The 2962-nt window shown below is 69.0% G+C and carries 3 protein-coding genes; 2 read left to right on the forward strand and 1 reads right to left on the reverse strand.

The genetic code is table 11. The features are described 5' to 3' along the window. A partial coding sequence (locus Q0J48_RS07265; RefSeq protein ID WP_296242819.1) for a tRNA (cytidine(34)-2'-O)-methyltransferase occupies nt 1–520 on the reverse strand: 520 nt, incomplete at its 3' end. A 75-nt stretch (nt 521–595) separates the two neighbouring features. Between Q0J48_RS07265 and Q0J48_RS07270 the strand changes: the two genes are divergently transcribed. Together Q0J48_RS07270 and Q0J48_RS07275 are read left to right on the forward strand one after the other, a co-directional pair. Then, nucleotides 596–1015 (forward strand): peptide deformylase, encoded by a 420-nt coding sequence (locus Q0J48_RS07270; protein WP_296242820.1) that lies wholly within the window; start codon nt 596–598, stop codon nt 1013–1015. 1 nt (nt 1016) lies between these two features. Then, nucleotides 1017–2962, forward strand: a 1946-nt coding sequence (locus Q0J48_RS07275; protein ID WP_296242821.1) for an excinuclease ABC subunit UvrA, incomplete at its 3' end; no start/stop codon positions are given.

A 2962-nucleotide genomic window follows, 5' to 3' on the forward strand; every position in this document is an offset into this window, starting at 1 on the left:
TGGCGGCCGCGGTTGAGAGGTTGAGCGCGCTGATGCGATAATCCTCCGGGCTCACGAAGTTGCCGCACACATCCTGGGCCAAGAGGGTGTTATGGCTGCCCGGCGTGCCCCAGGTCGAGGCGTTTCTGAGCGACGTGGCGTCCGGCAGCATGGGGATGCGCTCGCAGCGATCGGCGTGGGCGGCGAGCAGCTCCTCGGGAAGCCCCACGCTCTCGCAGCCAAAGACGAGGTAGTCGCCGTCTTGATAACGCGCCTCGGCATAGGTGCGACGCGCCTTCTTGGTGAGGAGGTGCAGGCGTGCTGTGGGACCCGCTGCGTCAAGAAACGCCTCCCAGTTCTCGTGTACCACGACGTCCAGGCTCTCCCAGTAGCCGAGCCCCGCGCGATGCAGGCCCTTCTCGTCCAGCGAGAAGCCGAGCGGCCCCACGAGGTGCAGGCGCGACCCCGTGACCACGCAGGTGCGTCCGATGTTTCCCGTGTTGGCCGGAATCTCCGGCGCCACCAGCACGATGTTGAACATGTCCACCCTCCCTCGTCGGCGGCGCCGGCTCGCTATAATTGCCTGTGCAGCATACCCTAATCCGAAGGGAAACCCATGATCAAGGAACTGGTCCACGACGAGGCCATCCTCTCCACCCCGTGCGAGCCCGCGACCGCCGAGGACGCCGACCTGGCGCAGGACCTCGTAGACACGCTCGCCTCCATCGACGATGCCGTCTGCCTCGCCGCCAACCAGATTGGCGTGACCAAGGCGGTCGTTGTCTACCAGGACGACGACGGCACCGCTCACGTGATGTACAACCCGAAGGTCCTGGCCGGATTTGCTGCCGCCAAGGTCGAGGAGAGCTGCCTTACGCACGAGGAGCCCGTGCGCGTGACGCGCTTTGGCAAGATCAAGGTCTCCTTCGACGAGCTCGTGGACGGCCAGCTCAAGGCCCGCCGTCGCGACTACATGGGCTGGACCGCGCAGATGATCCAGCACATGGTCGACCACTGCAAGGGCAAGCTGGTCTAGCATGTCCCCTCGTGGCGGCACGGCGCCCGACCACATCGAGGTGCGCGGCGCCCGCGTGCACAACCTCAAGGATGTTGACGTTGACATCCCGCTGAACGAGCTCGTGGGCGTGGCCGGGGTCTCCGGCTCCGGCAAGAGCTCGCTCGCACTGGGCGTGCTCTACGCCGAGGGCAGCCGCCGCTACCTGGAGTCGCTCTCCACGTACACGCGCCGCCGCATGACGCAGGCGAGCCATGCCGCCGTGGACGATGTCCGATACGTGCCGGCGGCGCTGGCGCTCCACCAGCGTCCGGCGGTGCCGGGCGTGCGCAGTACCTTCGGCACCATGTCCGAGCTGCTCAACAGCCTGCGCCTGCTTTTCTCGCGCGTGGCGAGCCACCGCTGCCCGCACTGCGGCGCCTACGCCCCACCCTCCACGGCGATTGCCACGGATCAGCCCATCACGTGCCCCGTCTGCGGCGAGAAGTTCTTTGGCCCCGGTGCCGAGGACCTGGCGTTCAACAGCACCGGCGCGTGCCCCGCCTGCGGCGGCACGGGCATCGCGCGCACGGTCAACGAGGCGTCGCTCGTGCCCGACGAGTCCATCTCCATCGACGACGGCGCGGTGCTGCCGTGGGGCAGCCTCATGTGGGATCTCATGAAGCAGGTCTGCGGCGCCATGGGCGTGCGCACCAACGTGCCGTTTAGCGAGCTCACGCCCGAGGAGCGCGACATCGTCTTCCACGGTCCGGCCGTCAAGAAGCACATCCTCTATCACCCCAAGAAGGGCGACGACTTCGCTGAGCTGGACTTCACCTACTTCAACGCGGTCTACACCGTGGAGAACGCGCTCGCCAAGGTCAAGGACGAGAAGGGCCTCAAGCGCGTGAGCCGCTTCCTCACGGAGGGCCCCTGTCCCGACTGCGGCGGCACGCGCCTTTCGGAGGCGGCGCGCGCCCCGCGGGTGGCGGGGATCAGCCTCGCCGACGCTACGGCGATGACGCTCGGCGAGCTGGTGACGTGGGTCGCCGCGGTGCCCGCCGGCCTACCGGACGACGTGCGCCCCATGGCGGAGAGCATCTGCGAGTCCTTCCAGCACACGGCGCGGCGCCTGCTGGACCTCGGCCTCGGCTACCTTTCGCTCGACCGCGCGGCGTCCACGCTCTCCACGGGCGAGCGCCAGCGCGTGCAGCTGGCCCGCGCCGTGCGCAACCGCACGACGGGCGTGCTCTACGTGCTCGACGAGCCGTCCATCGGCCTGCATCCCGCCAACGTGGACGGGCTTCTCGGCGTCATGCGCGACCTCCTGGCGGACGGCAACTCCGTCGTGATGGTTGACCACGACGCGCGCATCCTCGCCGAGGCAGACCATCTCATCGAGCTTGGCCCCGGCGCGGGTACGGACGGCGGTCGCGTGATCTGCCAGGGGAGTGTCGCCGAGGTGGCAGCCAACCCGGCCTCGCGCGTCGGCGGTTTTCTCACGGGCGAGAAGGACGTGCTCTCTCGGCCGCGCGCGGACGCGGAGGAGATGTTCGACCTCGGTACCATCTCGATGGAGACCGAGGCGCTGCACACGGTGCGACCGCTCCACGTGGAGGTGCCGCGCGGGCGGCTCGTGGTGGTGACGGGCGTCTCGGGCTCGGGCAAGACGACGCTCGTGCTGGAGACACTGGTGCCGGCGCTTTCCGCCGTGGCGGCGGGGGAGTGGCCGCCTGCGCACGTGCGCTGGGTGGACGCCGAGGGCGTGCGGCGCGCCAACCTCATCGACGCCACGCCGATTGGCATCAACGTGCGCTCCACCGTGGCCACTTACGCCGGCGTCCATGACGAGCTGCGCCGCGCGTATGCTCGCACCGACGAAGCGCGCGCCGCTGGCTACAAGGCGGGGGACTTCTCGTACAACACCGGGCGCCTGCGCTGCCCCACCTGCGACGGCACGGGCGAGGTCTCGCTCGACGTGCAGTTCCT

This window comes from uncultured Faecalicoccus sp., from assembly GCF_944325745.1.
Taxonomy (GTDB): Bacteria; Bacillota_I; Bacilli_A; order Erysipelotrichales; family Erysipelotrichaceae; genus Faecalicoccus.